Raw genomic sequence first — 3,943 nt, 5'->3', positions numbered from 1 at the left:
CCAAATCAATTCAGCGACGCTGGTTTGACCGCCCGAGACGACACCCGACCACTTCGGTATCCGCTGGGAGGTCGAGCCATACCGCTCGGCCTTCATCACCGCAGGTCAAAGCCCCTCGCCTCTGCCCTGCGCCCGGTGAGCGCTTCGGGCGGGGAAACCTGCACCCGACGGTTGTCACCGCCTGGATTGCGGTTAGACCCAGACTGAACGCGCCTGCGCGGAAGCAGACCTCCGCGCAAACTCGGGCGGCCCCGGGCGCAGGATGAGCCGAGGAGAAATCATGGCCCTGGTGGACGCACTCGGCGACATCACCGCCGTGCTCCGCGACGCCGATCCCTCAGACAAGGCCGAGGTGTACCAGCAACTCGACGTTCGGCCGAACTACCATCCTGAAACGGCAAACGGTGCGCGCTGCAATCGATTTCAGCGCGTGCCGGCTCAGGAGCGACGGCTGGCGGGACGAGAAAGACGGGTAGCCCCACAGCGGAAGGTAAGTGGGCGTACACCCGAGTCGCGACGGTCATCTGGTGGGCTGGAAGACGGCCCGTCCGCCGACTCTGTTGGGTGGCCATCCGCAGTGGCTTGCACTCGATCTGCTCGTGCGAGTGCCGCGACAACGGCAACCTTCAGGGCAAAACCTTTCACAAGGGACATATCCCGCAGGGATGTTTGTGACACCCTGCGGAGTTCCCGCTGGTCAGGGCGCTCTGGAGTGAGACCGTGCACCAGCGCGATGGTGATCTCGCCTGGCGCCCGCCCAAACGGCCACTGCCCCTACAACATCTCCAGCGGTTGCGGGCCGGTAGGTGGCGGGAATGCCGTGTCGAGTGCCGTCATGTCTTCCTCGGTCAGGTGCAGGTCGCGTGCTTCCGCGTTCTCCCGGGTGTGTTCCGAGTTGGACGATCGGGGGATGGCCGCAACCATCTCCTGCCTCAGCACCCAGGCCAGCGCGACCTGAGCGGGCGTCGCCCCGTGCCGCGCGGCGACCTCCGCAACCTGGTCGTGGCCGAGCAGTCTGCCCTGCTCGATCGGGGAGTACGCCATCACCGGGACCCGGTGCTCACGTAGCCAGGGCAGCAGATCGTACTCGGGGCCGCGGCGGGTGAGGTTGTACAGGATCTGGTTGGTGGCGCAGTCGTTCCCGCCCGCATCGAGTAGCTCGGTCATGTCGGAGAGGTCGAAGTTGCTCACGCCCCACTGCCCGATGTCGCCGGCGTCGACGAGTTCGGCGAACGCCTCGATGGTCTCCGCGAGTGGATGTGTGCCGCGCCAGTGCAGCAGATAGAGGTCGATGTGGTCGACGCCGAGTCGTTGCAGGCTGCGGCGGCAGGCCTGCACGGTTCCCCGGCGGCTGGCGTTGGACGGCAGCACCTTGTCCACCAGGAACACATCGCCGCGTCGTCCGACAATGGCCTCGCCGACAAGCTCCTCGGAGGCGCCATCGCCGTACATCTCCGCAGTGTCGATCAAGGTCATACCCAGGTCCAGGCCAGCGTGCAGGGCGGCCAACTCATCCCGTCGCCTCGCGGGGCGCTCACCCAGGTACCACGTGCCCTGGCCGAGCACGGGCATGGTCTGGCCGGACGGCAGTTCGATCGGAGCGGCAGGGAGAGTCATGTCGGCCTTTCCGGGGCCTCGGCGCCAGTGGGTCAGTCCGTTACCCGCATCGACCGGAAGCAGTCTCGTACGGTGACCTTTCCTCCACGCAGACCCTGCCTGATCGGCGAGCGGCCGATCCTCCCACCCTTGAGCGGCCATTGGTGACCTGTTTCCCGCTTCTGACAGCGGGAAGGCGACCGCGAGCGAACGATGCGCCGCCGACGGGGCGACGCCGTGAAGGAAAGGCCGCCAAGATGGCGCAGAGCCAGCAGCCACTGACCGGCAAACGAATCGCCTGCCTCGCCGCCGACGGGGTGGAGGACGTGGAGTACACCCAGTCCCGAGCCGCCGCCGAGCAGGCCGGCGCCGAAGTCCACCTGATCTCATTGAATTCCGGCGAGATCCAGTCGATGAACCAGGACATCAACCCGGCCAACCACTATCGGGTGGACCGGACCGTGAAGGAGGCCAATGCGGCCGACTACGACGCCCTGCTGCTGCCGGGCGGGACGGTCAACCCCGACCGGCTCCGGATGAACCCACAGGCGATGGACTTCGTCCGGGCATTCTTCCAGCAACAGAAGCCGGTGGCGGCGATCTGCCACGGCCCCTGGTCGCTGGTCGAGACCGGCATGGTCAGCGGCCGGACCGTCACCTCGTTCCCCAGTCTGCGGACCGACATCCGCAACGCTGGCGGGAACTGGGTGGACCAACAGGTACAGGTCGACAACGGCCTGGTCACCAGCCGCAACCCCAGTGATCTTCCGGCCTTCTGCGCCAAGATGGTAGAGGTGTTCGCCCAGGGCGAGAACGTCCGCCAGATGGCGACGGCCTGACGCGGCAGGGCTCAGGATCCGGAGGATCAGGCCGGGCCTGAGCCCCACAGCGGGGGCATCCCGATCCCGACGGCCGAAACGCCGCCGCTCCTGCCTGGCAACGGCTGTGCGGGACTGGTGCGCATGGTGCGGGCTGCTGGTGGTCGCGGCCCGCACGGGCCTGGCACGCACCTACATCTACAACCCGTACGCCACGGCGGCGGCGGCACTCGCCGAGGCGGCGAGGACGGCACCCCCGACCATCGACTGACGCCTCCGCCTCCCCGGTGGCGGGTATTCCGCACCCGTCACCGGGGCGACGAGGCCACCCGCACCCGGTCGCTCTCGTCGTCGGACAGGAACAACGCGAGGGCGTGCCCCTGCTCCTCCACGGCGGCGCGGTCGGCGCGGCTGAGGTTGGTCAGTGGGTTGACGGTCACGGTGCCCGCCTCGACGGTCCAGGTCGCGGCGACCCGGCCGTCGACCAGCACCACGCGTTCGCCGGCCACCGAGAGGAGACGGTGCGCGTCGTCGATGATCCTGCTGCGGTCGTCGTAGCCGAGGATCGCGTTGTCGAAGGCCGGCAGGAACCGCACCGGGGCGGGTGTCTCCGGGTCGGGGCGCGGCGCGTCGGGCAGGTCGATCAGTTTCCGACCGCGCTCGTCGCGGAAGGTCACCAGCTCGTCGCGCATCTCGGCGACGGCGGCCGGCAGACCGGCGAGGCCGCACCAGGCGCGCAGGTCGGCGGTGGCAGCAGGCCCGAACGCGGTCAGATAGCGGCGGACGAGCACCGTGCCGACGGGATCCGAGCCCTCCCGGGTCGACGGGTCGACCTCCCGGCCCAGCCACGCGGAGAGCAGGACGTGCCGTACGCCCCCCTTCGCACGCCACACGCCGCGTGGTGGCAGCTGGATCAACGGGAGGAGCGCGACGGCCATCTCACCCAGCGCCCGTGGCCCCGCGGACGGCCAGCGCTCGGCGAGCGCCCGCCCGATCTCCGGCATCGAGCGCGGCTCACCGTCGGCCAGCACCTTCCGGGCGGCCACGGCCAGGTCGTCGAGGTCGACGCCGGTCAACTCGCCGCGGTAGACGCCGAGCACCCGTTGGCGCAACATGGCGTCGTGACGGGACCGCCAGGCCACGGCGTCGTCGGCGACGACCAGGTGGACGGTGCGACGCATCAGGTGGGTGCGCACCACGTGTCGCTCGGTCAGCAGGTGCGAGAGCACCGCCGGGTCGAAGGCACGCAGCCGCGACCAGAGCCCGACGAACGGCTCCTGCGGCTCCTGCGCCTGAAGACCGCCGAGGTGCGCGACGGCGTCGGGGACCGGTATCTCGGCGCGATCGAGGAGCAACTGCCGGGCGAGCGTCGCGCGGTTGAGCGCCCGCGAATCGAGAACGGTCACGTTCTCATTCTCCGTCGCCGGGCGACAGTTTCCGTCGAGGCGGTCCGGAACGACAGGTGCCGGATACGGAGTCGCCCCGACCGGTGGCTCACCCTCATCTACGGCGGGCTCTTCCTGTTGGCC

The 3,943-nt window shown here is 69.2% G+C and carries 4 protein-coding genes; 2 read left to right on the top strand and 2 right to left on the bottom strand.

From position 1 onward, the window contains the following. Positions 1-774: 774 nt before the first annotated feature. The gene (locus ACWCO3_RS32425) at positions 775-1,617 is read right to left on the bottom strand and encodes an aldo/keto reductase (RefSeq protein ID WP_145780060.1); all 843 of its coding nucleotides are present in this window, start codon (positions 1,615-1,617) and stop codon (positions 775-777) included. A 236-nt stretch (positions 1,618-1,853) separates the two neighbouring features. Here ACWCO3_RS32425 and ACWCO3_RS32420 point away from each other — a divergent pair, with 236 nt between their 5' ends. Beyond that, on the top strand, positions 1,854-2,435 hold the full coding sequence (locus ACWCO3_RS32420) for a type 1 glutamine amidotransferase domain-containing protein (protein WP_450013724.1): 582 nt from the start codon (positions 1,854-1,856) through the stop codon (positions 2,433-2,435). Positions 2,436-2,541: 106 nt separating this feature from the next. Then, positions 2,542-2,685 carry a hypothetical protein gene (locus tag ACWCO3_RS32415; protein WP_450013722.1) on the top strand — a complete coding sequence of 48 codons (144 nt, stop codon included), beginning with the start codon at positions 2,542-2,544 and terminating at the stop codon, positions 2,683-2,685. 37 nt (positions 2,686-2,722) lie between these two features. On the opposite strand, the gene ACWCO3_RS32410 is transcribed toward ACWCO3_RS32415, so the two are convergent. Continuing rightward, positions 2,723-3,820, bottom strand: a complete 1,098-nt coding sequence (locus ACWCO3_RS32410) for a winged helix DNA-binding domain-containing protein (protein ID WP_450013720.1) — start codon at positions 3,818-3,820, stop codon at positions 2,723-2,725. Positions 3,821-3,943: the final 123 nt, after the last annotated feature.

Source organism: Micromonospora sp. NPDC002411, assembly GCF_053592955.1.
The sequence above is the reverse complement of the archived record's forward strand: the minus strand, read 5'-3'. Positions and strand labels throughout refer to the sequence as shown.